The following is a 20,748-nucleotide window of genomic DNA, read 5'->3' on the forward strand; positions in this document are numbered from 1 at the left end:
CTACACAGGACCGAACACATGGACAAGCACACTCACATGCAAGCCGTCGTCTGCCACGGCCCGAAAGACTACCGCCTGGAGCGCATCGGCAAACCCCAGGCGCGTGCCAATGAGCTGGTGATCCGTATCGCCGCCTGCGGCATCTGCGCCAGTGACTGCAAGTGCCACTCGGGCGCGGCGATGTTCTGGGGCGGCGACAACCCCTGGGTCAAGGCGCCGGTAGTACCGGGCCACGAATTTTTCGGCTACGTGGTCGAAGCCGGCGAGGGCGCCGAGGAGCACTTTGAGGTCAAGGTCGGTGACAAGGTCATCGCCGAACAGATCGTGCCGTGTGGCAAGTGCCGCTTCTGCAAATCAGGCAAATACTGGATGTGCGAAGTGCACAACATCTTCGGCTTCCAGCGCGAAGTGGCCGAAGGCGGCATGGCCCAATACATGCGCATTCCCAAGACCGCCATCGTGCACAAGATCCCTGAGTCGGTGTCCCTGGAAGACTCGGCGCTGGTGGAGCCGATGGCCTGCTCGATCCATACCGTCAACCGTGGCGATATCCAGCTCGACGACGTGGTGGTGATTGCCGGCGCGGGCACCTTGGGCCTGTGCATGGTCCAGGTCGCCGCGCTGAAGACCCCGAAGAAGCTGGTGGTGATCGACATGGTCGATGAACGCCTGGAGCTGGCGAAAAAATTCGGCGCCGATGTGGTGATCAACCCCGCCCGTGACAACGCTCGCGAGATCATCAACGGGCTGACGGACAACTACGGCTGCGACGTCTATATCGAAACCACGGGCGTACCGGCCGGCGTCACCCAGGGCCTGGACCTGATCCGCAAGCTCGGGCGCTTTGTCGAGTTCAGCGTGTTTGGCGCCGAGACCAGCGTGGACTGGTCGATCATCGGCGACCGCAAGGAGCTCGACGTGCGCGGCGCGCACCTGGGCCCGTATTGCTACCCGATCGCCATCGACCTGTTCGAGCGTGGCCTGGTCACCTCCCAAGGCATCGTCACCCATGATTTCCCGCTGGACGACTGGGCCGAGGCGTTTGAACTGGCCAATTCGACCAAGTCGATCAAGGTGCTGTTGAAGCCGGTGCTCTGAGATGGACTACGTCATCGGTGTAGACATTGGCACCCAGAGCACCAAGGCGCTGCTGGTGGATGCCCAGGGCACAATCATCGCCCAGCACAGCCACGGCTACCGAGTGGACACCCCGAAAGTGCGCTGGGCCGAGCAGTGGCCGCAGGTGTGGCTGGATGCCGTCCAAACCTGCGTGGCCCAGTGCATGGCCAAGGCCGGTGTGCCGGCGCCGCAGGTCAAGGCGCTGTGCATCAGCAGTTTGTACGGCGGTTCGGGCATTGCCGTGGATGCGCAGATGACGCCGCTGCACCCGTGCCTGATCTGGATGGACCGCCGCGCCGGCGAGCAGGTGGCCTGGGTGCGTGAGCATGTGGACCTGGAGCGCTTGTTCGCCATCACCGGCAATTCGGTGGACAGCTACTACGGCTTCACCAAGATGCTCTGGCTCAAGCAGCACCAGCCTCAGGTGTGGGCGAATACCCGTTACCTGTTGCCGCCCAACAGCTACATCAATTGGTGCCTGACCGGCGAGTTGGCGGTGGACCACAGCAGCGCCGGGAATATCGGCGGTGTCTACGACGTGGCGGCGCGCAACTGGTCAGGCGAGATGCTGGAGGCGTTGGGTATCGCGCAGTCGATGATGCCCGAGCGGTTGCTGTATTCCGGCGAGGTGGTGGGTGGTTTGCTTGCAGACTGGGCCGCACGCCTGGGCTTGCAGGCGGGCACGCCGATCCTCGCTGGGGGCGTGGACGCGGCCATGGCGACCCTGGCGGCGGGTGTCACTCAGCCAGGCAATCATGTGGCGATGATCGGCACCAGCATGTGCTGGGGCTATCTGAACCAGCAGGTGGATGCACGTCACGGTTTGGTGAGCATGCCCCACGTCTACAACGGCCACCGCGACCTGTACATCTTCGGCGGTGCGATCACCGCCGGGGCCTCGGTCAGCTGGTTTCGCGAGCAGTTCTGCCAGGCCGAAGAACAGCAGGCCCAGGCCACGGGGCAAGACAGCCTGGCGCTGCTGGAGCAGAGCGCGATGAAGATTCCGGCAGGCAGCGAAGGCGTGGTGTTTTTGCCTTACTTGATGGGCGAGCGCAGCCCGGTGTGGGATGACCGCGCCAGCGGCAGTTTTGTCGGGCTCAACCTCTACCACAGCCGCTTTCACCTGTACCGCGCGGTGCTGGAGGGCGTGAGTTTTGCCCTGCGCCACAATATCGAAGCGGGCAGCCAGGGCGCGCATTCCCTGGACCCGCGCTTGATTGTGGTGGGCGGGGCGAGCCATTCGGACCTGTGGATGCAGATCATCGCCGACGTCACACGCTACCCGGTGTACACGATCGTGCAGGAGGTAGAAGCAGCCCTGGGCGCGGCGTTGTTGGCGGCGCATACGATGGGGTTGGTGAGTGATGGGCAGATGGACACGGGTTGGGTGCAGTTGCAATTGCGGGCGCAGCCCAAGCGGGAGAATGTCATGACCTATGACCGGGCGTTTGCCGAGTACCTGAAGTTGTACCCAGCCCTGAAACCAGTCATGCACAACCTGCAAGCCAGCTGATTCAACACTGTCCAAAACTGTGGGAGCTGGCTTGCCTGCGATAGCGGTGTATCAGCACCCGATAAGGAGACTGACACTCCGCTATCGCAGGCAAGCCAGCTCCCACAGTGGGTCTTCATTGGTTTTGAGATCTTTATTTATGTCTACCACCTTCGACTTTTCGTACCAGCGCATCCTCGTCACCGGTGCCAGCAGCGGCATCGGTCGCGAAATTGCCCAGCAACTGATCACCAGCGGCGCTGAAGTCTTCGCTCTCGGTCGCGATGCCCAGGCGTTGGCGGCATTGGGGTGCCACACCCTGTGCGTGGACATCGCTGACAGCATCGCCCTCGACAACGCCCTGCACGACCTGCCGCCTCTGCACGGCCTGGTCAACTGCGCCGGTATCTCACGCCTGGAGCCCGCCGCTGCCATCAGCGCCAACGCCTTCGACCAGGTAATGCATGTCAACGCCCGCGCCGCTGCGCAAGTGGCCAGCCGGGTCGCGGCAAAGATGATCGAGGCGAACATGGCCGGCAGCATCGTCAACGTCTCCAGCCAGGCGTCGTTGGTGGCGCTGGATGATCACCTGAGCTACTGCGCCTCCAAGGCTGCACTGGATGCGATCACCCGCGTGCAATGCGCCGAGTGGGGCCGTTTTGGCATACGCGTCAACAGCGTCAACCCCACCGTGACCTTGACACCCATGGCGACCATGGCCTGGTCCGACCCGGCCAAGCGCGACCCGGCGCTGGCAGCGATTCCTTTGGGGCGTTTTGCGCAACCGGCGGAAGTGGCGCTGCCGGTGCTGTTTTTGCTTAGCGACGCGGCCAGCATGATCAGTGGCGTGAGCCTGCCTGTGGACGGCGGCTACACCAGCCGCTAGCCGTTTTCCAACTGCCCGGCGATGACCACTTTGTCCCGTGGCTTGTGCGGGTCTTGCAGGCGATCAAGCAGCAGGCGCACCGCACTGCTGCCGGCCAGGGACGCGTCGTGGGCCACGCAGGCAATCGGCACGCCAAAGATATCGGCGAAGGGCAGGCGGTCGATGCCGCAGATGGTCAAGCTGTCATGGGCGATGTTGTGCATGCGCAACGCGCGCAGGGCGCCCAGGGTGATCAACTGGTTGAAACCCATGATCGCGTCCGGTGCCGAGTGTGCGGCCAGGTAATCGAGGGTATGCAGGTAAGCCGGCATCAGCGTGTAGTCGCCCGCCTGCACCTCGACCTGGATGTCGGGATGTTCGGCCAGCACTTCCCGCAGGCCTTTGAGGCGCTCCACGCTGATACGGGAGTGCTCGGGGCCGGTCAGCACCAGCAGGCGCTTGAGGTTCGGGGTTTGGCGTAACAGGTAGTGCGCGGCTTGCAGGCCGCTGTGGTAGTTGTCGAGCACCACGCGGCTGAACGGGCTGTCGTGGATCGTGCGATCGAGCAGCACCACCGGGGTCTTGCCGTTGCCCAGGCGCTCCAGGTAGTCGGGCTGGTAGCTCGGCTCGTCGGAGACCGGCGACAGGATGATCCCCGCCACGCGATAGCCCAGCAGGGTATCGACTGCCTTGCTTTCGAGTTCTTCCAGCTCATCGGTGTCCACCAGCATGATGGTGTAGCCGTGCTTTTTCGCCTCGCGGGAAATCGCCTTGATCATCTCGCTGTAGAACGGGTTGTCTACCGATGCGGTGATGACCCCGATGATCAGGCTTTCACTGCGCTTGAGCCCGCGGGCGAAGGCGTTGGGCACGTAGTCCAGCTCGCGTGCCACTTCCAGGATGCGCGCCAGGGTGGCGGGTTTGACCAGGTCGGGTTTGCTCAAAGCGCGGGACACCGTAATGGTGGTCATGCCGACCCGTTTGGCAATGTCGCTGATGGTGACGGACTTTTTCTTGTTCATCGGTAAGACTGCGAGAGTAAACACCAGCAGGCTAGCATGTGCGCAAGCGTAGAGTGATTCAAATCAGCGGATCCCAGCGTTGCGACCAGTCGCCTTCGGCCTTCACCACTTCGCGCAGCAGTTCCAAAGCCTGCTGCAACACCGCTGAATCTCGCGCCCGCGAATACACAAGGTAGGTCGGAAAGCTGAATTCCGGCGCCTTGGGCACGCGCTGCATGACGCCGCTGTCCAGGTAGCTCTGCACCACCCGCGTGCGGAAGTAGCCAGCCCCGCCATTCTCCAGGATGTACTGCAACGCCAGCGGCCCCAGGTTGAAACTCAACGCGGCACGCGCACGGTCGGGCAGGGCGGCGTCGTGTTGCTGGCGAAAACCCTGGCCCCAGTCGATATACACGTAGGGCGAGGGTTTGCTCGCCAGTTGCACCAGAATCAGTTTTTCTTCCAGCACCTGCTCCACCTGCAAGCCCGGCCAGTATTGCGGCTGGAACACCAAGGCGGCATCTAGCACACCCAGCTCCAGTTGGCGCAGCAGGTATTCGCCTTCACGCACTTCGGTGCGCAAGGCGTGCCCCGGTATCTGCTCGCGCAGCGCCTTGGCCCAGCCGAGCATCAACGGGTTGCACAGGCTGACCTCCCCGCCGATATGCAGCACATTGCGATAGCCGTCCGGCAATGGCAGGTCACGGCGGGCGGCTTCCCAGGTTTGCAGCAACTGGTTGGCGTACACCACGAACGCCTCGCCGTCGGCGGTCAGCCGCGCACCGGCACGGTTGCGCACGAACAGCGTGCAGCCGAGCTGGTTCTCGAGGTTTTTGACACGAGCGGTGATAGCGGTCTGGGTGACGTGCAGTTTCTCGGCCGCCGCGGCCAGGCTGCCGCAGCGGGTGATTTCGAGGAAAGTGCGTGCCAGTTCGATGTCCATGAAACCCCCGGGGATGAATGGGGGCATTGTAGAGCGATGCAGGATTGGAATGCGATCCATGTGGGAGCTGGCTTGCCTGCGAAATCGCTGGTTCAGTTAGCCCATTGGCCTCTGACACACCGCTATCGCAGCATAGATATCTACATAACTTTGGTACGACGCTGTATCTGTGGCGAGGGAGCTTGCTCCCGTGGCGGGCTGACAGCGACGCTTATCCACCTGACGCGCCGCAGTTCTATGTGGGAGCTGGCTTGCCTGCGAAGACGGCCTGACAGTCAACTGGGATGTTGGATCAGAGCGCGTACATATCCGTTATTTAGGTAACGGCCACTTAGGGTTCCGCCCTGACGGCGGCTCACTTTGCAAAAGCGGCAAAGTAAGCAAAACGCTCTTGCCCCACCACTCGGCACCTCGCTTAGGCTCGGTGTGCCCGTAATCCGCCAGTGATTTGGGGGGCCGCCGCCACGCGCCATCCATGGCGCGGGGCGGCTAAACCGGCATCCCTGCCGGTTTACCCCCCAAATCACTGTCGAATTCCGGCCAGCGTGGTTTAACGGGGCGCCTGAGATCAAGATCAAAAGCAGATCAAGAGCGGCTCGCTTCGCATCGTGGTTACCGTTGGCTGCTACAACCTACAAAATTGTGTAGAAGCTGCGACGGCGGTGTGTCAGGGGCCAATGTGCTGACTGAACCTGTGCTATCGCAGGCAAGCCAGCTCCCACAGTTGTAGGTATTTCAGGTCGGGATTTTCGGTGTGTGCAAGTGCGCTGTGGGGAATGCCTGTGCATACGCGTGACACACCCTAAGTACCTGCTCATCGGCAAACCGCGCACCCACCACATGCAAGCCCACCGGCAAGCCATTTGCCGCCAACCCACAGGGCACTGACGCCGCCGGTTGTTGGGTAAGGTTGAACGGGTAGGTGAACGGCGTCCATTCCATCCACTCAGTCATTCCCGAATCCGGCGGTACGTTGTGCCCGGCTTCGAACGCGGTGATCGGCATCATCGGTGACACCAGCACATCGTAATGCTCATGGAAAGCTGCCATCCGTGCAACCAGCGCCGCCCGGGCTTCCAGGGCTGCGTTGAAATTGTCCAGGCTCAAGCGCTCGCCCCGTTGCGCAATGCGTAGCAGCCCAGGGTCCAGCAGTTGCTTTTGCGCCTCGCTCATCGTGCCGGTCAGGCGAGCGGCACCGGCGGCCCACAAGGTGCTGAAGACATCCAACGGGTCGCTGAAGCCAGGGTCGATCTGCTCGACATGGGCGCCCAGTTGCACCAGACCCTGCACAGCCTGATCCACTACCTGGGCGACTTGCGGGTCGACTTTCACATAGCCGAACGTGGGGCTATAGGCGACACGCAACCCTTTCAAGTCCGTCCCTGGAACGAGCCAGGGCGTGGTTCGCGGCGCGCCGATCAAGCCGTCCCGTGCATCCGGTCGCGCCACGGCTTGCAGCATCAGCACACTGTCTTCCACGGTGCGCGTCATCGGCCCCAGGTGCGACAGGATCGTCATGGAGCTGGCCGGCCATTGCGGCACATAGCCGAACGTCGGCTTGATCCCGAAGGTGCCGGTAAACGCACAGGGAATACGGATCGAGCCGCCGGCGTCGCTGCCCTGGTGCAGCACGCCGAGGTTCAATGCCGCCGCCGCAGCGGCGCCCCCGGACGAGCCACCGGCGGTGGTGCGCGTGTCCCACGGGTTGCGGGTGATGCCGTACAGCGGGTTGTCGGTCACGCCTTTCCAGCCGAATTCCGGGGTGGTGGTCTTGCCCAGCAGCACCGCGCCAGCCTTGCGCATGAAGGCCGAGAAGGGCGCGTCCACGTCCCACGGGCCCTCGGCACTGGAGGTGCGCGAGCCTTTGCGCGTGGGCATGCCGGCTGTCAGCGTGAGGTCCTTGATCGACGCCGGCACGCCATCCAGGGCGCCGCAAGGTTCGCCCTTGAACCAGCGTTGTTCCGACGCCCGCGCAGCGTCCAGGGCGCCTTGCGGGTCGACATGGCAGTAAGCATTCACCACCGGGTTGTAGCGCTCGATGCGCAGCAACGCGTCTTCGGTGACCTCCACGGGCGACAAGGTCTTGTCACGAAAGTGTTGCAGCAGTTGCACCGCCGTCAATTGGCCGATCTCACTCATGCTTGAACTCCCTGCGCCGCGTTGACCATGGCGCGCAGCAACACCGCGCAGCCTGCGGCCAGATCATCCGGCGCGGCGTTTTCGATTTCGTTATGGCTGATGCCGCCTTCGCACGGCACAAAGATCATCCCGGCCGGGCCCAGTTCAGCGACGAAAATCGCGTCATGCCCGGCGCCGCTGACAATGTCCATATGGCTCAAGCCCAATGCCTGGGCAGCCTCGCGCACGGCGTTGACGCAGGTCGGGTGAAAGTCCAGCGGCGGGAAGTCGGCGGTGGGCGTCAGTTCAAACGTCAAGCCGTGGCGGGCGGCCGCGTCTTCGATCACTGCGCGCACTTCATCGACCATGGCTTGCAGCTTGTCGGCGTGCAGGTGACGCAGGTCGATGGTCATGTGCACCTGGCCGGGGATCACGTTGCGCGAGCCAGGGTGCAGGTTAAGGCAGCCGACGGTGCCGCAGGCGTGAGGCTGATGCTGATGGGCAATACGGTTGACCGCGCTGACCACCTCGGCAGCGCCCACCAGGGCATCCTTGCGCAGGTGCATGGGCGTAGGGCCCGCATGCGCCTCGACGCCGGTGAGGGTCAGGTCGAACCACTTCTGGCCCAGGCAGCCCATCACAACCCCCAGGGTAATCGCCTGGTCCTCCAACACCGGGCCTTGCTCGATATGCGCCTCGAAATAAGCGCCCACCGGATGGCCCAGCACCGCACGCGCACCGGCATAGCCGATGCGCTGCAATTCGCTGCCTACCGACAGGCCCTGGTCGTCGCGCTTGTCGAGGGTCTCCTGCAAGTCGAACTTCCCGGCAAATACCCCGGAGCCCATCATGCACGGCGGGAAGCGCGAGCCTTCTTCGTTGGTCCACACCACCACTTCGATGGGTGCCTGGGTTTCGATCTGCAAGTCATTGAGCGTGCGGATCACTTCCAGCCCGGCCATTACCCCGTAGCAACCGTCGAACTTGCCGCCGGTGGGCTGGGTGTCGATATGGCTGCCGGTCATGACCGGGGGCAGGGCGGGGTTGCGGCCAGGACGGCGAGCGAAGATATTGCCGATGGCATCCACACTGATGCTGCACCCGGCGGCTTCGCACCACTGCACAAACAGGTCGCGGGCCTGGCGGTCCAGGTCGGTGAGGGCCAGGCGACACACGCCGCCCTTGGCCGTGGCGCCGAGCTGCGCCAGGTCCATCAGTGACTGCCACAAACGGTCGCGGTTGATCAGCGGGGCATTGCTCTGGAGCGGTTGCGCAAGACTGTTCATCAGGAATCTCCACTCAGGCACTCAAGGCCAGGTAACGGTTTTTGATCGTCGGGTCGGCGCGGAAGTCAGCGGCGCTGCCCTCGTACACCACGCGGCCCTGTTCGAGCACGTAATGACGGTCGGCGAGCTTGTCGCAGACCATCAGGTTCTGTTCCACCAGCAACACCGGCAGACCCTCGTCCTTGACCTTGCGCAGGATCTTCACCAGCTCGTCGACGATCACCGGGGCCAGGCCTTCAGTGGGTTCGTCGAGGATCAGCAGCTTGGGGTCGTTCAGCAGGGCGCGGGCGATGGCCAGCATCTGCTGTTCGCCGCCGGACAACGCATGGCCGGCGTTTTTGCGCCGCTCCTTGAGGCGCGGGAACATGGCGTATACGTCTTCCAGTTGCCAGCGGCTGTGCTTGCGGGCAGCGATGCGCAAGTTTTCCTCCACCGTCAGCAGGCGGAAAATCCCGCGGTTTTCCGGCACCAGCGCCAAGCCCTGGCGCGCAATTTCAAAGATCTTTTGCCCTACCAACGCCTGGCCGTTGAAGTGGATCTGACCCTGGCGCGGGCAGATGATGCCGAGGATGCTGCGCAGGGTGGTGGTCTTGCCGGCACCGTTACGGCCGAGCAGAGTCACCAGTTCGCCAGGGTTGACGCTCAGCGACACGCCTTCAAGCACATGGCTTTTGTCGTAGTAGGAATGGATATTCTCGACGATCAGCATCAGGCAGCCTCCCCAAGATAGGCAGTACGCACACGTTCATCGGCGCGCACGAACTCCGGCGTGCCTTCCACCAGGATCTGCCCATGGCTCATCACCGTGATGCGCTGGCTGATGGACATGACGATGCTCATGTTGTGTTCGATCAACAACACCGTATGGTCGCGCCCAAGGTCGCTGATCAGTTGGGTCATGATCGGAATATCGTCGATGCCCATGCCCGAGGTGGGCTCGTCGAGCATCAACAGTTTGGGTTTGGAGCAGATCGACATGCCCACCTCCAGCACCCGTTGCTGGCCGTGGGACAACTCACCGGCCAGGGTGTCGGCGCGTGCCGTGAGTTGCAGGCGTTCCAGCACCTGGTCAGCCATCTCCAGGTGTTCGCGCTGGCTGTCCACCCGACGCCAGAAGTTCAAGGCACGCGAGCCATCGCGGCCTTGGGCGGCCAGGCGCAGGTTTTCGCGCACGCTGAGGTTCTGGAACAGGCTGGTGAGTTGGAACGAGCGCGCCATGCCCAGGCAGACGCGGCCGTGGGCGGGCTTGCGCATCAGGTTCTTGCCGTCGAAATGGATCGCCCCGGCGGTGGCCTGGCGTTCACCCGTCAGGCAGTGGAACAGGCTGGTCTTGCCCGCGCCGTTGGGGCCGATGATGGTGTGGATGGTGCCGGCTTCGACCTTGAGGTTGACGCCATTGACCGCATGGAACGCGCCGTAGGCCAGCTCCAGGTTCTGGGTTTCCAGCAAGATACTCATAGCCCGTCCTCCTTGGCGACGACCGCGGGTTTGCGCGCGCCGCGCACCTTCTCGAATAGCGACGCGAGGCCGCCCCACAAACCGCCGCGCATGAAGATCACCACCAGGATCAGGATTACCCCCAGCAGCATCAGCCAGCGCGGCCACAGGTCGGAGAGAAAGTCGCCCAGCAGCACGATGGAGCCGGCGCCCAGCAGCGAGCCGAACAGCGAGCCGGTGCCGCCGACGATGGTCATGATCAGGATGTTCTCGGACATTGCCAGATCGATATTCGACAGCGGCACAAAGTGCAGCAGCATGGCGTACAGCGCCCCGGCAATCCCGGTGACCGCACCGGACAGCACAAACACCAGGATCTTGAAGTGGCGCGTGTCGTAGCCGATGGCCGAGGCGCGGGTTTCGTTCTCGCGGATCGCCATCAGCGTACTGCCAAACGGCGAAGCGATGACCCGGCGTGCGCCGATGAAGATCAGCAGGAACAGCACCGCGACAAAACCATAGAAGGCACGGGCATCGGCCAGGGACAGCAGCACGGTGTCGCCCACACGAATCTCCGGGCGCGGCACGCTGAGCAGGCCGTTGTCGCCGCCGGTCCAGTCGCTCAGGGTGTAGGCGACGAAGTACGCCATCTGGCTGAACGCCAACGTGAGCATCACGAAGTAAATGCCCGTGCGCCGAATCGCCAGGGCGCCCACCAGCAGCGCCAGGAAACCACCGGCAATCGCCGCGCCCAGCAACGCGGTGAACAGGCCCAGTTGCAGGTGGATCATCAACAGCGCCGCACAATAAGCACCGGCACCAAAGAAGATGCCTTGGCCGAAGGACAGCAGCCCGGTGTAGCCCAGCAGCAGGTTGCAGGCCAGGGCGGCCATGGCAAAGATCAGGATCTCGGTGGCCAGGGTCGCCGAGGGCAACACCAACGGCAGGCCGATCAGCACGGCCAACACCCACAGCAACATGGCTCTGGATTGGGTCTTGGCAAACGGCAGGGGGTTTTTCTCGCTCATGTCAGGCTCTCCCGAACAGGCCGTAAGGGCGTACCAGAATCACCACGGCCATGGCGCCGTAGATCATCAGGCTCGCACCCTGGGGCCAGAGTGTGGTCATCAGGCTTTGCACCACGCCCACCAGCAAACCGCCGACCAGCGCACCGCTGAACGAGCCCATGCCGCCGATCACCACCACCACGAAGGCGATGCCGAGAATCTCCGGGCCGACGAAGGGCTGGGCGCCGCGCAAGGGCGCGAACAACACCCCGGCGACACCGGCCAGGGCGACGCCGAGGGCGAAGGTCATGGAGAACAGGCGGAAAATATTGGTGCCCAGTAGCGACACGGTTTCGGTGCTTTCACTGCCGGCGCGCACTAGAGCACCGAAGCGCGTGCGCTCCAGCAGCAGCCACAGGCCCAGGCCCACCAGCCCGGAAAACACGATAAGGAACAGGCGGTAGTAGGGGTAGACGAAATCACCCACTACCAGCACGCCGCGCAACAGTTCCGGCACGGCGACGCTTTTGCCCACCGGGCCCCAGATCATCACACTGGCTTCCTGGATGATCAGGGCGATCCCCAGGGTCACCAGAATCTGGAACATGTGTGGCAAGTGGTAGATGCGCTGGATCAGCAAGCGCTCAATCACCCAGGCCAGTGCGGCCACCACTAGCGGCGCGATCAGCAGCGCCAGCCAGAAGTTGCCGGTGAGGCTCACCGCGGTGTAGCAGATGTAGGCACCGAGCAGGAAAAACGCGCCGTGGGCGAAGTTGACGAAGTTGAGCAGGCCGAAAATGATCGTCAGCCCTACCGCGATCAGGAAGTAGATCATCCCCAGCCCAAGGCCGTTGAGAATCTGGAACAGGTACAAATTAAGCATGCAGGCACCCTCCGCAGACGGCCGCTTGCACGGCCCTGCGCGACAAAAGTTAAGCGGTCAGCCGAGCGTGCAGCCTGTCGCCTCGACTGCGGGGAACGATTGGCCAGCGCTGAGCACTTTGGCCAGGTCGTCCTTGTCAGCCATGTCGCCGCTGGCCTTGCCGATCAGCAGGTAGTAGTCCTTGATCACCTGGTGGTCGCCGGCGCGGATCGACTCCTTGCCGGTCGGGCCTTCGTAGCTCAAGCCTTGGAGGGCCTTGGCCACGGTCGGGCCATCGAAGCTGCCGGTCGCGATGATGGTGTCGAGCATGACTTTGGTGCTGATGTAGTCGGCGGCCAGAGGGTAGGTGGGGTTGATGCCGTATTGGGCCTGGGTCAGCTTGACCAGTTCACGGTTGAGCGGGGTGTCGACCTGGTGCCAGTACTGTGCGCCGAGGTACACGCCTTCGAGCACATCACTGCCCAGTTCCTGGAACTGATCCAGGCCGGCAGACCACACCAGCAGCACCTTCATGCGCTCCTTGATGCCAAAGTTCACGGCCTGGCGCAGGGTGTTGGACGATTGGCTGCCAAAGTTGAGCAGCACCAGCACATCGGGCTTGGTGGAAATGGCGTTGGTCAGGTAGCCGGAGAATTCCTGTTCCTGCAGCGAGTGGTAGCTGTTGCCCACGTGTTCCAGGCCATGTTCCTTGAGCACGTTTCTGGCGCCTTCGAGCAAGGCTTCGCCGAACACGTATTGCGGGGTGATGGTGTACCAGCGCTTGGCGTCCGGCAGCAGCTTGATCAGCGGCACCATGGTTTCGCGTATCGCGCCGTAGGTGGGCACCGACCAGCGGAAGGTCGCCTTGTTGCAGTCCTTGCCCGTCACTTCATCGGCGCCCACCGGGGTCATGAACACGCCGCCGACCTTGTCCACTTCCTTGGCCACTGCCAGCGCGGAAGATGACAGCGTGCATCCCTGGAAGAACCGTGCGCCGTCCTGCGCGATGGCCTCCTGCACCTTGCGCACTGCCTTGCCGGCGTTGCCTTCGGTGTCGATGACCTTGTAGTTCAGTGGGCGGCCGAGCAATTGGGCGTGTTGCTGCACCGCCAGGCGCGAACCCATGTCGGCAAATTTGCCATAGCTGGCAAAGGCGCCAGACATGGACTTGAGGCCGTAAAAGGTAAAGGGCTCGGCGGCGAATGCCGAACGCACGCTCAGCGGAAGGCTGAGGGCGGCGGCCGCGGTGAGGCTGGCTTTCAATAACGTACGACGCTGCATGGGGTGACTCCCTGGTTTAGTTATTGGCAGGAGCGGCAAGGGCGATACGGTGGAGCAAGGGCCTGTGGGCAGGCTTGTTATTGGGTAACTCGATTTCGCGGGTGAACGGGGTCAACTGTGGGAGCTGGCTTGCCTGCGATGGCATCGACTCGGTCCCCTGTAACACCGAGGCGCCCGCATCGCAGGCAAGCCAACTCCCACATTGATCGGGTTCCCACATTGGATTGTTGGCGTGTTTAAGGGTGGTCGAACTCCAAGAGGAAATGCGGGCTCACTTGGCCTTCCAGCGCGGTCATATGGTGTTCGGCATCGCACATGTGTTCATGCATCAAGCTGCGCACCGCGCTTTCGTCCCCGGCGCGAAAGGCGATCAGCAGTTGCTTGTGATAGTCGAGGTTGGCCGCGTCGAACTGCTTGCGTTTGGGCTTGTAGGCCTTTTTCAGCACCACCAGGTCGCGCAGCAAGTCATTGAGAAACTGCGCCATGAAACTCAGCAGCGGGTTGGGGCAGGCCCGGGCCAGCAGGTTGTGGAACTCCAGTTCCGCCAGGCGCTGTTCGCGCTGGCCGGCTTCGCTGTCTTCGGGGGCGCTGCAAAAATCCACATTGGCTTGCAGGGCGGTGTAATCGTTTTCGCTCAAACGCCCGAGCACCGACACCGCCAATTCCACTTCGATGACCTTGCGCAGTTGGTAGACCTGCTCGCCGTCCAGGTGCTGGAAGTGCAAGTAATTGCGCAAGGCGCGGCTGGCCGGCTCGGTGCCGGCCTGGTTCAAGTAAGCCCCGCCGCTGGGGCCGGTGCGCGTGCTCACCAGGCCCTCCACTTCCAACGCCTTGAGCGCTTCGCGTGCCGAACCCTTGGAACACTGGAAGCTTTCCATCAGCTCGCGTTCGGTGGGCAGGCGGTCGCCGGGCTTCAAGGCGTCGGTGACGATCGAGCGCTTGACCGACTCGACAATCACATCGGACAGCTTCTGGCGTTTGCGGCGTAGCGGGCGAGTCAGCATGGCGGTGATTTATCGTATTAATGCGGATAAATAGCACTTAATAACGATTGGGGAAGTGCGTCAACGCAGGCTGTCGTTTTTGGTGGCAAGAGGTCGTAAATGCGTGGGCTACTTACTCCCAGGCGCTGAGGTCGAGACAGCGCGTGGACGCCGGCGGTTGTCTACCATAGGCGAGAAAATCCCCCAGCCAGCGGTTGACGCAGCCGTCGGCGCCTGCGCGCGCCGACTCCTTGAGCAAGAGTTGCTCGACACCGGTGGCGACTGCTTCGCCAGGCTCGGCATTGATCAGCACCATGCGCCCGACACGCTCGGGAAACAGCGTGCCGTAGCGGCTGCCGAGGCGGGTGGCAGCGGCGTTGCCCAGGTAGTTGAGGCGCGCCTCGTCAAGTTGCCCGCGCACGAACTCCATGTCCCGCGCGGCCTGTTCCACGGCATTGCCCTCGCGCAGGTCGCGGGCGCTCAGCTCGATGACGTCATAACGGTCGACCAGGGTGCGATAGGCCTGGGTGGCAAGCGACTCCCAGCGGCTGGCGAGGTGAAGAACGAAAGGCGCGTCCTTGGCCTGGAGGGGTTCGCCGGCCTGGATGAACACGACACCTTCACGGTTGAGCGGTTGCCGTGCGCCTACCCGTGTCACGCTCAAGCTTAGGCGGCCGCGCTGGGGGGCGGCATGGTCGCGGGGGACGTTGACCAGGCCGCATTGGGTGCGGCCAACCACTTGCGGGTTCAAGTGCGCCGTCGTGGTGAGGGGGCAGTCCAGCAGCCAGTCGATTGCGGTGGGGGCGATCAAGGGTTTGGCGAGCGCCAGGTTCGGTATCAACCAGCAGCCAATGCAGGCCAGGCCTTTTACAACAACGCTGGGTTTCATCATGAGGTCCCGGGCTTCCGTGTGATAACGGCTTTTTTACCAAGGACCTTGAGGTGGAGAATGTAGGGTGAAGAAACAATTCGTGTATGAAATATGAGTTTCGTTTATCAGATGTTGGTTTTCCAGCCACCGCCTAATGCCTTGTACAGGGCGATGCTGGCTTGTAGGCGCGACAGGCGCAGTAGCACGTTCTGGTCCTGGGCGCCGTACAAAGTGCGCTGGGTTTCCAGCACCGTGAGCAGGTCTTCGGCACCGGCTTCGTAGCGGCTCTGGGCAATCTGAAACGCGGTCTGCGCCTGTTGCAGCTCCTCGCTTTGCCACTGGCGTTGCTGGTCAAGGCGGGTGATGCTGCTGAGGGCTTTTTCCACATCGGCAAAGCCATTGATGATCGCCCCGCGGTAGCTTTGCAGCAGTTCATCCTGGCGTGCCCGAGCCTTGTCGCGCTCGGCGCTCAGCCGGCCATTGTTGAAGATTGGCGCCATCAGGCCCGAGGTCAGGGTGTAGAAGGGGCTGCGCAAGACCTCTTGGGCCTTGTATGCGCCAGAGCCGAGGGTCGCGCCCAATGTCACTGAAGGCAGCATCGCTGCACGGGCCACCGTGACATCGGCACGGGCCGCTGCCAACTGGGCTTCGGCCTGGGCGAGGTCGGGGCGCCGGCTCAATAACTGGCTCGGTACACCGGGCCCGATACTCGGCCAGGTCAATGCCTGGAAGGGTTCAGCGCCCAGGTCCAGGGCCTGTACGGGTTGGCCGAGCAAGGCGGCCAAAGTGATTTGCGACTCTTCGACCGATTGCTGGATCAGCGGCAACTGCCGTTGCTGGCTGGCCACCAGGCTCTTCTGTTGTGCCAGTTCCAGGGCCGTGGCGGAACCGGCGTCGTGGCGGGTCTGTACCAGGTTCAGCACATGGCGTGCATTCGCCAGGTTGAGCTCGGCAATCTGCAGGCGCTGGCGTGCGGCCAGGGTTTGCGCGTAGCGGTCGGCGACATTGCTGAGCAGTGTCAGCTCCACGTTGGCCTGATCGAACTCACTGGCGTGCAGGCTCTGCACGGCGCTGTCGCGCGCAGCGGCACGGCCCCCCCAGAAGTCGATTTCATAGCTGGCGGTGAGGCTGGCGTCATAGCTGTTGACGGTCCGATTGCTTTCGGTGGCGTCCAGGTCCGAGTTGCCGCTGCCGCGCAACAGTCTTTGCCGGCTGGCGGTGAGGTTGAACTTCAGCTCCGGCAGCAGCGGCGCGCCAGCAATCACCGCCGTGGCCTGGGCCTGACGGACCCGCGCCATGGCGGCCGCTACGTCGAAACTGTCACGACGGGCCTGGTCGATCAGGCGGTTCAACGCCGGGCTGCCAAACTGCGTCCACCAGCGCTGGTTGATGGCTTGGGTCGCTTCGCGTTCTGCATAGTGCCAGGCGGCGGGCGTGGCGAGGCCGCTGTCGATGGCCGGCGGGTTAGCGCCACAGGCCGTGAGCAACAGGCACACACTGAACGCTGACAGTCGTGGAGTGAGAGATCGTTTATTCACTGGTCAACGCCTTAACCGGATCGAGCCGGGCAGCTTTACGGGCCGGCATAAAGCCGAATACGACGCCGGTCACCAGCGCACAGCCAAACGCGCCGAGCACCGCCACCAGGGAAAACTGCACCGCCACTTCAGCCAGCACCAGCACGCCGCCTACCAGCAATGCCAGGGCAATACCGAACAGGCCGCCGACCACCGAGAGCATCACCGCCTCGGTGAGGAACTGGCGCAGGATGTCGCGCTGGCGTGCCCCGGTGGCCATACGGATGCCGATTTCACGGGTGCGTTCGCGCACGGTCATCAACATGATATTCATCACGCCGATGCCGCCCACCAGCAGGGAGATCGCCGCAATCGAGCCGAGCATCAGCGACAGGGTGTTCTGGGTGCGGGCTTCGGCCTGAATCATCGCGGCATTGTTGGTCAGCTCGTAGTCGTGCTTGCCGTTGTGCAGCTTCAGCATCAACTGGTCGATGGCGCGTTCGGCTTCATGCACCTTGCGTGCATCGGTGGTGGCAATCGCCACGTATTCGGGGTTGTAGCTGCCGAACAGGCGGACACTGGCGGCGCTGTAGGGAATGGCGACACGGTCGTCACTGTCCTTGTTGCCGGAGCTGGAGCCTTTTTCCGCGAGCACGCCGACCACCTGGAAGGGTACGTTCTCGATCAGGATGTACTGGCCGATAGGGCTGGCCACGTCCTTGAACAATTTTTGGCGGATGCGCGCGCCGATCACGGCGACCGTGGCGGCGGCGCGTTCGTCGGCCTCGGTGAAGTAGCTGCCCTCGACCACCGGCCAGTTGAAGATCTCCGGGAAGTTGGTGTCGTTGCCCCCCACGTAAGCCATGTAGTCGACGTTGCCGAAGCGCACTCCCGCGTCGGTGCCGTTGACCGGCATGATGCGCTTGACCTGAGGCAGCGTCGCCAGGGCCGCGACATCGTCGAGGGACACGATACCCAGCGGCGTACGCGGGTTGGGCGAAGACCCGCTGAGGTAGATGATATTGGAGCCGAACGCGCCCATCTGCGCCATGACCTGGCGCTTGCTGCCTTCGCCCACTGCCAGCATCACCACCACCGACGCGACGCCGATGATGATGCCCAACAGTGTCAGCGCCGTGCGAAAACGGTTGATCCACATCACCCGCCAGGCGGCCTGCACGGCATCCAGCAATTCGGCTTTCCAGGCACCATTGTGCTCGGCGCCGTCGACCAGGCGTTGGCGCAGGTCCACGGCGTGCAAGGCGCCGGCCGCCACGCTGGGCGTGGCCGCGCGGGTGTCAGCCGAATCGCTGATGATCTGGCCGTCGCGAATCTCGATGATGCGGTTGGCTCGCGCCGCCACTTCACGGTCGTGGGTAATCAGAATGACCACATGGCCCTGGCTCGCCAGCTCGTCGAGCAAGGCCATGACCTCGGCGCCGCTATGGCTGTCGAGGGCGCCGGTGGGTTCGTCGGCGAGGATGATATGGCCGCCGTTCATCAGGGCGCGGGCGATGGACACCCGTTGCTGTTGCCCACCCGACAGCTGGTGCGGCCGATTGCCGGTGCGCTCGGCCAGGCCCAGGCGGGTGAGCAGGGCGCTGGCGCGGGCATGGCGTTCGGCGGCGCTGATGCCGGCATAGATCGCCGGCATCTCGACGTTTTCCTGGGCGGAGCCTGAGGGAATCAAGTGGTAGCCCTGGAACACAAAACCGAAGGCTTCGCGGCGTAGCCAGGCCAGCTCGTCGCTGCCCAGGTGGGCGACGTTTTCCCCGGCGAACAGGTAGTCGCCCTCGGTGGGGCGGTCGAGGCAGCCGAGGATGTTCATCAGCGTCGATTTACCCGAGCCCGAGGCGCCGACAATGGCGACGAACTCGCCGGCATGGATCGACAGGTCGATGCCGCGCAACACATCGACCTGCGGGCTGTCGCCGCCGCCGTAGGATTTGCGGATGCCTTTGAGTTCAATCAGGGGCGTGGTCATTTCAGCCCCCATGGCTATCAACCGGGCCGATCAACAGGTGGTCGCCCTCGCTCAACCCCTCGAGCACTTCCACCCTCAGGCGGTCGCTGATGCCCAGGCGCACTTCACGGTCTTCGATGGCTCCGTTTTTGGCGACCACCCGGGCGATTTGCGCTGCGGAGCCGGGCACGCTTTGCAAGGCGGCGACGGGTACGGAGAGGGCGTCCTTGACTTGGCTGGCGACGAAAAAGACCTGGGTGGTCATCTCGGCCATCAGCGCGTTGTCGGCGTTGTCCACGTCCAGCAGCACCGTGTACAGCACCACTCGGCCAGTGCCGCTCTTGCTGGTGCTGCTCGGGCTGCCGCTGCCCTGGGTTTCGTTCAAGGGCTTGGGCGGGATCGGCAGGATTTGGCGCACGGTGCTGGTCCATCGCCGGCTGCCACCGCTCAGAGTGGTGAAATACGCGCTCATGCCGGGTTTGACATGGCCGATGTCGGCTTCGGAGACTTCCGCCCACACCGTCATGGGCGACAGCTTGGCGATGCGCAGGATCAGCGGGGTTTGCTGTTGCGCGTTGAGGGTCTGGCCGACGCGTGCATCCACGGCCACCACGGTACCGGTCATTGGCGCGTAGATGCGCGTGTAGCCCAACTCGGCTTCATCGCTGCGCAGGCTGGCCTGGGCCTGGCGGATCTGTGCCTGGAACATCTGGACCCGCGCCTGGGTCGCGCTGAGTTCCGCCTTGGCGGTCTGCACGTCTTCCTCGCGGGTGGCGTTGCCGGCACTCAGGCGCTGCTGACGCTGGTACTTCTGATGGGCCAGTTGGTGCTGGGCTTTCTGCTCCTGCAACTGGGCCTGCAGGTTTTCGATGGCATAGCGGCTGGCGTCGAGCTTGGCTTTTTGCGTGGCGGGGTCGATCTCCACCAGCAATTGGCCCTCTTGGACCTGGTCGCCGGCCTCGACGTGGATCTTGCGGATCTGCCCGGAGGCCTGGGCGCCGACGTCTACGTAACGTCGCGGTTGCAGGGTGCCCAGGGCGGTGACGCTGTTTTCGATGTCGGCGCGGGTCACGGTGACGGTGGCCAGGGCATCGCGGCCCGGCGTCAGGCTCTGCCAGGTGGCAAACGCAACGATGGGAATCAGGCACGCCACCACAAGCAGGGCGCGTCGGGCAGGTCGAGGGCGTTTCATGGGTAGCTTCCAGCCAGGAAAGTTCGGGGCGCAGTCGCGCAGAGCTGACAGGTAAACGAGGAAAATGCTCCGGAATTTAGGCTGTTACATAAGTAGTTACAGCGCGAATTGCGAAAAAAACCGACCGCTGATGAGAGAGTTCTTTAAAAGTAGATGAGAATTACTATAAATTGCACACACTCAAACTGCCATCATCGGTGATGGCAAAACCGCCAATGATTGCGGGCGCATCCAGGTAAGGGGATGCGCTCTTGGGTTTTTCGCGAGCAAGCTCGCTCCTACAGGGGCCGGGTGTCGTTTGTACCAAGGCCGTGGGGTCAGGAGTCATGTTGGAAAACTACTATCGCGAGCTGGTGTGTTTCCTCAACGCCAAGCTGGGCAACCGTCAGGTGGCCGAAGATGTGGTGCATGACGCTTATGTGCGGGTGCTCGAGCGCGCAAGCGACACCCCGATCGAACAGCCCCGCGCCTTCCTGTACCGCACCGCCTTGAACCTGGTGATCGACGGCCATCGGCGCAACGCCGTGCGCCAAACCGAGCCCCTGGAGGTGCTGGACAGCGAAGAGCGCTTCGCCGCCTGTTCCCCCCACGCCAGCCACGATCAGGGCCAGCGCCTGGAGATGCTCGAGCGCGCCTTGGCCGAGCTGCCGGCGGCCTGTCGCGACAGTTTCCTGTTGCGCAAACTCGAAGGCCTGTCCCATCTGCAAATCGCTGAACGCCTGAACATTTCCCGCAGCCTGGTGGAAAAACACATCGTCAACGCGATGAAGCACTGCCGGGTGCGTATGCGCGAGTGGGAAGCGCACTGATC

The 20,748-nt window shown here is 63.3% G+C and carries 18 protein-coding genes; 4 read left to right on the forward strand and 14 right to left on the reverse strand.

Going from position 1 to position 20,748, the window contains the following annotated elements; all coding sequences use genetic code 11:
* Positions 1 to 18 precede the first annotated feature (18 nt).
* The 3 genes from HU730_RS22680 to HU730_RS22690 all read left to right on the forward strand — a co-directional run bounded on the left by HU730_RS22680 (position 19) and on the right by HU730_RS22690 (position 3,497).
* On the forward strand, positions 19 to 1,098 hold the full coding sequence (locus HU730_RS22680) for an alcohol dehydrogenase catalytic domain-containing protein (RefSeq protein ID WP_034128169.1): 1,080 nt from the start codon (positions 19 to 21) through the stop codon (positions 1,096 to 1,098).
* Between the two features lies 1 nt (position 1,099).
* A complete protein-coding gene (locus HU730_RS22685) occupies positions 1,100 to 2,632 on the forward strand; it encodes an FGGY-family carbohydrate kinase (protein WP_034128275.1) in 1,533 nt (510 codons plus the stop codon).
* Between the two features lie 139 nt (positions 2,633 to 2,771).
* Positions 2,772 to 3,497, forward strand: a complete 726-nt coding sequence (locus HU730_RS22690; protein WP_034128168.1) for an SDR family oxidoreductase — start codon at positions 2,772 to 2,774, stop codon at positions 3,495 to 3,497.
* Here HU730_RS22690 and HU730_RS22695 read toward each other — a convergent pair.
* From HU730_RS22695 to HU730_RS22760, 14 genes are all read right to left on the reverse strand, one after another.
* Positions 3,494 to 4,498: a LacI family DNA-binding transcriptional regulator gene (locus HU730_RS22695; protein WP_054897430.1), complete on the reverse strand. Its 1,005-nt coding sequence runs from the start codon at positions 4,496 to 4,498 to the stop codon at positions 3,494 to 3,496. The genes HU730_RS22690 and HU730_RS22695 overlap by 4 nt on opposite strands.
* A 58-nt stretch (positions 4,499 to 4,556) precedes the next feature.
* Entirely contained in the window at positions 4,557 to 5,420 is an 864-nt protein-coding gene (locus HU730_RS22700) for a LysR family transcriptional regulator (protein WP_073526797.1), read from the reverse strand.
* Between the two features lie 735 nt (positions 5,421 to 6,155).
* Complete coding sequence (locus HU730_RS22705; RefSeq protein WP_186527057.1) at positions 6,156 to 7,559, reverse strand: amidase; 1,404 nt, start codon at positions 7,557 to 7,559, stop codon at positions 6,156 to 6,158.
* Complete coding sequence (locus tag HU730_RS22710; RefSeq protein ID WP_034127988.1) at positions 7,556 to 8,824, reverse strand: Zn-dependent hydrolase; 1,269 nt, start codon at positions 8,822 to 8,824, stop codon at positions 7,556 to 7,558. The genes HU730_RS22705 and HU730_RS22710 overlap by 4 nt, the downstream gene beginning before the upstream one ends.
* A gap of 13 nt (positions 8,825 to 8,837) precedes the next feature.
* Positions 8,838 to 9,533 (reverse strand): ABC transporter ATP-binding protein, encoded by a 696-nt coding sequence (locus HU730_RS22715; RefSeq protein ID WP_003192343.1) that lies wholly within the window; start codon positions 9,531 to 9,533, stop codon positions 8,838 to 8,840.
* Complete coding sequence (locus tag HU730_RS22720) at positions 9,533 to 10,282, reverse strand: ABC transporter ATP-binding protein (RefSeq protein WP_186527056.1); 750 nt, start codon at positions 10,280 to 10,282, stop codon at positions 9,533 to 9,535. The genes HU730_RS22715 and HU730_RS22720 overlap by 1 nt, the downstream gene beginning before the upstream one ends.
* The gene (locus HU730_RS22725; protein WP_057974973.1) at positions 10,279 to 11,289 is read right to left on the reverse strand and encodes a branched-chain amino acid ABC transporter permease; all 1,011 of its coding nucleotides are present in this window, start codon (positions 11,287 to 11,289) and stop codon (positions 10,279 to 10,281) included. Before HU730_RS22725 ends, HU730_RS22720 begins: the two co-directional genes overlap by 4 nt.
* A 1-nt stretch (position 11,290) precedes the next feature.
* Positions 11,291 to 12,151 carry a branched-chain amino acid ABC transporter permease gene (locus tag HU730_RS22730; protein WP_003192337.1) on the reverse strand — a complete coding sequence of 287 codons (861 nt, stop codon included), beginning with the start codon at positions 12,149 to 12,151 and terminating at the stop codon, positions 11,291 to 11,293.
* Positions 12,152 to 12,208: 57 nt separating this feature from the next.
* Positions 12,209 to 13,411, reverse strand: coding sequence for an ABC transporter substrate-binding protein (locus HU730_RS22735; RefSeq protein WP_034127986.1), 1,203 nt, complete (start codon positions 13,409 to 13,411; stop codon positions 12,209 to 12,211).
* 236 nt (positions 13,412 to 13,647) lie between these two features.
* Positions 13,648 to 14,415, reverse strand: a complete 768-nt coding sequence (locus tag HU730_RS22740; protein ID WP_034127984.1) for an FCD domain-containing protein — start codon at positions 14,413 to 14,415, stop codon at positions 13,648 to 13,650.
* A gap of 112 nt (positions 14,416 to 14,527) precedes the next feature.
* Positions 14,528 to 15,283, reverse strand: a complete 756-nt coding sequence (locus HU730_RS22745; protein WP_057975027.1) for a hypothetical protein — start codon at positions 15,281 to 15,283, stop codon at positions 14,528 to 14,530.
* A 107-nt stretch (positions 15,284 to 15,390) separates the two neighbouring features.
* On the reverse strand, positions 15,391 to 16,803 hold the full coding sequence (locus tag HU730_RS22750) for an efflux transporter outer membrane subunit (protein ID WP_186527055.1): 1,413 nt from the start codon (positions 16,801 to 16,803) through the stop codon (positions 15,391 to 15,393).
* Entirely contained in the window at positions 16,796 to 18,766 is a 1,971-nt protein-coding gene (locus HU730_RS22755; protein ID WP_186527054.1) for a MacB family efflux pump subunit, read from the reverse strand. The genes HU730_RS22750 and HU730_RS22755 overlap by 8 nt, the downstream gene beginning before the upstream one ends.
* 1 nt (position 18,767) lies before the next feature.
* A complete protein-coding gene (locus HU730_RS22760) occupies positions 18,768 to 19,937 on the reverse strand; it encodes an efflux RND transporter periplasmic adaptor subunit (RefSeq protein WP_096143778.1) in 1,170 nt (389 codons plus the stop codon).
* A 326-nt stretch (positions 19,938 to 20,263) separates the two neighbouring features.
* On the opposite strand from HU730_RS22760, the gene HU730_RS22765 reads away from it, so the two are divergent.
* Positions 20,264 to 20,746, forward strand: coding sequence for a sigma-70 family RNA polymerase sigma factor (locus tag HU730_RS22765; protein WP_054917433.1), 483 nt, complete (start codon positions 20,264 to 20,266; stop codon positions 20,744 to 20,746).
* The last annotated feature ends 2 nt before the right edge of the window (positions 20,747 to 20,748 follow it).

It is taken from the genome of Pseudomonas sp. SWRI22 (assembly GCF_014268395.2).
GTDB lineage: Bacteria > Pseudomonadota > Gammaproteobacteria > Pseudomonadales > Pseudomonadaceae > Aquipseudomonas > Aquipseudomonas paracarnis.

Bases quoted from the DNA above. Each gene is read 5' to 3' on its own strand.
- HU730_RS22710 (WP_034127988.1), bottom strand. From the start codon at position 8,824: ATGAACAGTCTTGCGCAACCGCTCCAGAGCAATGCCCCGCTGATCAAC.
- HU730_RS22695 (WP_054897430.1), bottom strand. From the start codon at position 4,498: ATGAACAAGAAAAAGTCCGTCACCATCAGCGACATTGCCAAACGGGTC.
- HU730_RS22680 (WP_034128169.1), top strand. From the start codon at position 19: ATGGACAAGCACACTCACATGCAAGCCGTCGTCTGCCACGGCCCGAAA.
- HU730_RS22740 (WP_034127984.1), bottom strand. From the start codon at position 14,415: ATGCTGACTCGCCCGCTACGCCGCAAACGCCAGAAGCTGTCCGATGTG.
- HU730_RS22700 (WP_073526797.1), bottom strand. From the start codon at position 5,420: ATGGACATCGAACTGGCACGCACTTTCCTCGAAATCACCCGCTGCGGC.
- HU730_RS22715 (WP_003192343.1), bottom strand. From the start codon at position 9,533: ATGCTGATCGTCGAGAATATCCATTCCTACTACGACAAAAGCCATGTG.
- HU730_RS22730 (WP_003192337.1), bottom strand. From the start codon at position 12,151: ATGCTTAATTTGTACCTGTTCCAGATTCTCAACGGCCTTGGGCTGGGG.
- HU730_RS22765 (WP_054917433.1), top strand. From the start codon at position 20,264: ATGTTGGAAAACTACTATCGCGAGCTGGTGTGTTTCCTCAACGCCAAG.
- HU730_RS22705 (WP_186527057.1), bottom strand. From the start codon at position 7,559: ATGAGTGAGATCGGCCAATTGACGGCGGTGCAACTGCTGCAACACTTT.
- HU730_RS22745 (WP_057975027.1), bottom strand. From the start codon at position 15,283: ATGAAACCCAGCGTTGTTGTAAAAGGCCTGGCCTGCATTGGCTGCTGG.
- HU730_RS22725 (WP_057974973.1), bottom strand. From the start codon at position 11,289: ATGAGCGAGAAAAACCCCCTGCCGTTTGCCAAGACCCAATCCAGAGCC.
- HU730_RS22755 (WP_186527054.1), bottom strand. From the start codon at position 18,766: ATGACCACGCCCCTGATTGAACTCAAAGGCATCCGCAAATCCTACGGC.
- HU730_RS22690 (WP_034128168.1), top strand. From the start codon at position 2,772: ATGTCTACCACCTTCGACTTTTCGTACCAGCGCATCCTCGTCACCGGT.
- HU730_RS22760 (WP_096143778.1), bottom strand. From the start codon at position 19,937: ATGAAACGCCCTCGACCTGCCCGACGCGCCCTGCTTGTGGTGGCGTGC.
- HU730_RS22685 (WP_034128275.1), top strand. From the start codon at position 1,100: ATGGACTACGTCATCGGTGTAGACATTGGCACCCAGAGCACCAAGGCG.
- HU730_RS22720 (WP_186527056.1), bottom strand. From the start codon at position 10,282: ATGAGTATCTTGCTGGAAACCCAGAACCTGGAGCTGGCCTACGGCGCG.
- HU730_RS22735 (WP_034127986.1), bottom strand. From the start codon at position 13,411: ATGCAGCGTCGTACGTTATTGAAAGCCAGCCTCACCGCGGCCGCCGCC.